Source organism: Ruegeria sp. CG11 (assembly GCF_056537245.1).
Genome location: NZ_JBQFRE010000051.1, coordinates 1 through 3,069 on the forward strand (window position 1 = coordinate 1; position 3,069 = coordinate 3,069).

General features: G+C 50.6%; 2 protein-coding genes and 3 pseudogenes. 2 read left to right on the forward strand and 3 right to left on the reverse strand.

All coding sequences use genetic code 11. From position 1 onward, the window contains the following. Positions 1-152: pseudogene (locus tag ACR0KW_RS24125) on the forward strand (UDP-glucose 6-dehydrogenase); the annotation flags it as partial. Between the two features lie 406 nt (positions 153-558). Here ACR0KW_RS24125 and ACR0KW_RS24130 read toward each other — a convergent pair. Further along, positions 559-855, reverse strand: a pseudogene (locus ACR0KW_RS24130) (DDE-type integrase/transposase/recombinase); the annotation flags it as partial. On the opposite strand from ACR0KW_RS24130, the pseudogene ACR0KW_RS24135 reads away from it, so the two are divergent. Next, a pseudogene (locus ACR0KW_RS24135) lies at positions 836-1,189 on the forward strand (transposase); the annotation flags it as partial. The pseudogenes ACR0KW_RS24130 and ACR0KW_RS24135 sit on opposite strands and share 20 nt — an antisense overlap. Positions 1,190-1,442: 253 nt before the next feature. Here ACR0KW_RS24135 and ACR0KW_RS24140 read toward each other — a convergent pair. Both ACR0KW_RS24140 and ACR0KW_RS24145 read right to left on the reverse strand, forming a co-directional pair. Further along, positions 1,443-2,630, reverse strand: a complete 1,188-nt coding sequence (locus tag ACR0KW_RS24140) for a glycosyltransferase family 61 protein (protein ID WP_480807295.1) — start codon at positions 2,628-2,630, stop codon at positions 1,443-1,445. A gap of 230 nt (positions 2,631-2,860) precedes the next feature. Then, a partial coding sequence (locus tag ACR0KW_RS24145; protein ID WP_480807296.1) for a hypothetical protein occupies positions 2,861-3,069 on the reverse strand: 209 nt, incomplete at its 5' end.

Consider the following 3,069-nt stretch of genomic DNA (forward strand, 5'->3'; position numbering starts at 1 on the left):
TGAGCGAGGATCACTTCTTCCACTCACCGGTGATCCGCGACCTGGATGCGTTCAAACAACAGGCCGACCTGATCGTCGCCAACCGACTGTCAGACGAAATACGAAACGTCAGCGAAAAAGTCTTCACCCGCGACCTCTTCGGCGAAGACTAAGACCGACCGACGCGGCGTCCGGTCAAAGAAAACCTACTGCACGGTCGGCGCGCAGCAGGTTCGGATTTCGCCTCAGGTCAGCACGAGGGCATGGATACCCGACGCCGTCGTGCCAGTGGCATGAACGCGCGTCCGCAGATTTAATCTTAAGTCGATGGATTGATCGACTGCAAGTCTAGTAGATTGTCGATACGACAATCTATATTATCCCGCAAAGAAAGCGTAGATGCAGACGGGCCGGTGCGACGGGCATGGCGGTTTGGAACCTGCCGACACTTTTGATCAGCAGTAGGTTCGCAAGCTGGTTCTGTCGCAAATTCCTCTAAATGCTGAATAGATGAAGCAGGCGGGGCGATTATCCTGCCAATTGCACAAACTGCTGAAACAGCGAGAGTCCGGGCATGAATTACTCTTTTCGGATCATTTTGACCCATTCAATTCTAGCGAGAGCGGATGCCGCTGAATCAAAAGACTTGAAACCCAACATCCGCCTAATCCGACGTTTGATGAACCCGTGGTCTTGTCCAATGATGTTATTGAGGTATTTCCGCCTCACCATCTCGATCGGTACTGGGCAACCAAAGCCTTTCAGCATCTTGTTTTTGGCTTTGATACCAGCTGTGTTGGCCCCACTTTTGTCGATGAAAATCTTCCGTGGCAAACCGTTCACCTCAAGCGCACGAGCAAAGAACTTCGTCACCGCTATAGAAGAGCCCAGTAACTTTCGAAGGTCACGCTCGGTCGGCGCGTGGCCTGGGTTAACACCTCGACGCTATCAATCCGGAGAAGTCGATTATGAGGGTCACATATCCCGACGCGGCGACCGTCATTTGCGAGTACTTCTCTATGAGGCTGCCACCGTTATCCTGACCCGCAGTTCAGCTGATTGTGACTTGCGGTTTTGGGGCCTCAAACTCCGTGAAAAGATCGGCTTCAAACGCGCGGCGGTTGCCGTTGCGCGCAAGCTGGCCTTCATAGTGCATGCCATGCTCAAAACCGGCAGGCTCTTCGAACAAAGTGCCGAAACGGCAGCGTGACGGTATCACGGCTCGCGTATGGTCTTTGAAACGTCCTCGCCGGGGACGTGAGCAGAGCCATTCCGCTGAAGGTGTTGCACCGCTGGCTCAGCTGAGTGCGTCGTCTACACTTGGAAGGCTCTCCTCGCGAAGCTCCATCATGCGGCGGCCGATGCCGACCGCGAAGACAACCATGCACCCGACAACAGGTCTTCGAAATGCAAGAAAAACTTGATCTGAACCGTGCAATTAGACAACACCTTCAGATTCTAATCTATTTACCGCTCTGAACAAGCTGTTCGCATCCTGACAGCGCAGTTTCTAAAATAGTCAAATCAACAGTTATATCATCTCCTGCAGTAACCCCGTCGCAAACAATTCCATCATATGTACCGCCACAAGATGTCGCTAATCCGACATAGTAGCCCAAGTCCCAAAGGTCAGCCGGCAAGAATTCTATAACGTGTGGAGCATCTGCAAAAACTACATTTGTCAGCCCGGCCCCGTGAGGACCTGCAATGATTTCGACGTTGGTGAATAGTTGAACCTGCTCGACTACGCTCATGTGTTCGGTCTGGACCGTTTCAAACCCGTATCCATGCAGAAGCGTTTCAACATCCGGCTCGTTCAAGACCCGGCGCATTGCTGCGTCCTTGCGAGTCAAATAAACGCGGCGCGGTCCATCAAATGATTTGGCAGGCACATTGCGCAGAACTTGTGAACGGAAGGCTGCGAGCCCAGAGCGTGTCACCGCGCGTCCATGCCGGCGCATTGATGGGAGCAGGAGGCGTTTCAGCTTAACGCAATTCTGATCTGCAAACACGCGCCTATCCGGAGCTATCTCTAAAAGGTCGAGAAAGGCAGTCTGATAACTGTTTGGAGTCTTTGGAAATATGATATGAGCTTCTTCGGGAATTTTCCCAGCGGCGTGGAATTCTGCATACCTGACCGCATGGTCGACAATCGTATGAAAATAATTTTGCCACCCGATGGAGCCAAATAGATAACCGCAGTCACAATCAGGTTCTTTGTCTAGATACAGTTGCGCAAGTGATCTTCGTTGATGTTTAGTTTTGTCCATAAAATGTATGTGCTCTCGCGAACGCATCGTTTCTGGGAATACTTCAATTGGAACGTGATCGGGATTCGCGATTTCAGCAACGGTAAAATGTGAGACAATTACATTGGAGAGTTCTAGCGTATACGGCCGCGGGATTACTTGTGGTTCCAGATGATGGCAGAGGGCGCGTGTGTTTTTTGGGGGCCAGATCCGCGCTGCTCCATTTGGGTCGTGAATCTGAGCTTCGCCAAAGTAGGAAACATCTTTTTCAAAGGTCGATGTGGAGATACTATGCAGCGGCACAGTGTCAAGCAAATGCCAGTTACGCGTTGTCAAGTCATAGATCTGTTCAAGTGCAATCTGTCGTAAAGTTCGAAACTTATGCTTGAGTATGGATCGCACGGAAAATACCTTCAACTCTGCCTAAAATGGTTAACATTGTCAGGGTATTATAGCAAGTGAAGTCGTTCTGTTTGGTGCCCAAACTCGTTGTTTTCCAGTCTCGATCGAACTGTCGACAAACACGACAGGATGCTTGATTTTATTCTTTCGAAACGTTGAAACAAACCGGCAGCGAACAAAGTTCGCTGCCTAAATGCAAGAGGCCAATAGCTTGCCGCGAAAGATCGTCATCAACAAGAATGCTCACTATAGCGGCCTTCACCAAAACACTGTAAGGCACGCATCTTCTTTGCATCCAACACATTCATGCTGCCAAACATTGCTCTGTATCTGTAAAACGCAGCATCGCTAGGCACAGTCCCCCTTGATTTCCGTCCTGCGGCGTGATTCACGGTTCGAAAACGAGCGAACTTGTCTGATCTTTTCTGGCTGACGGACG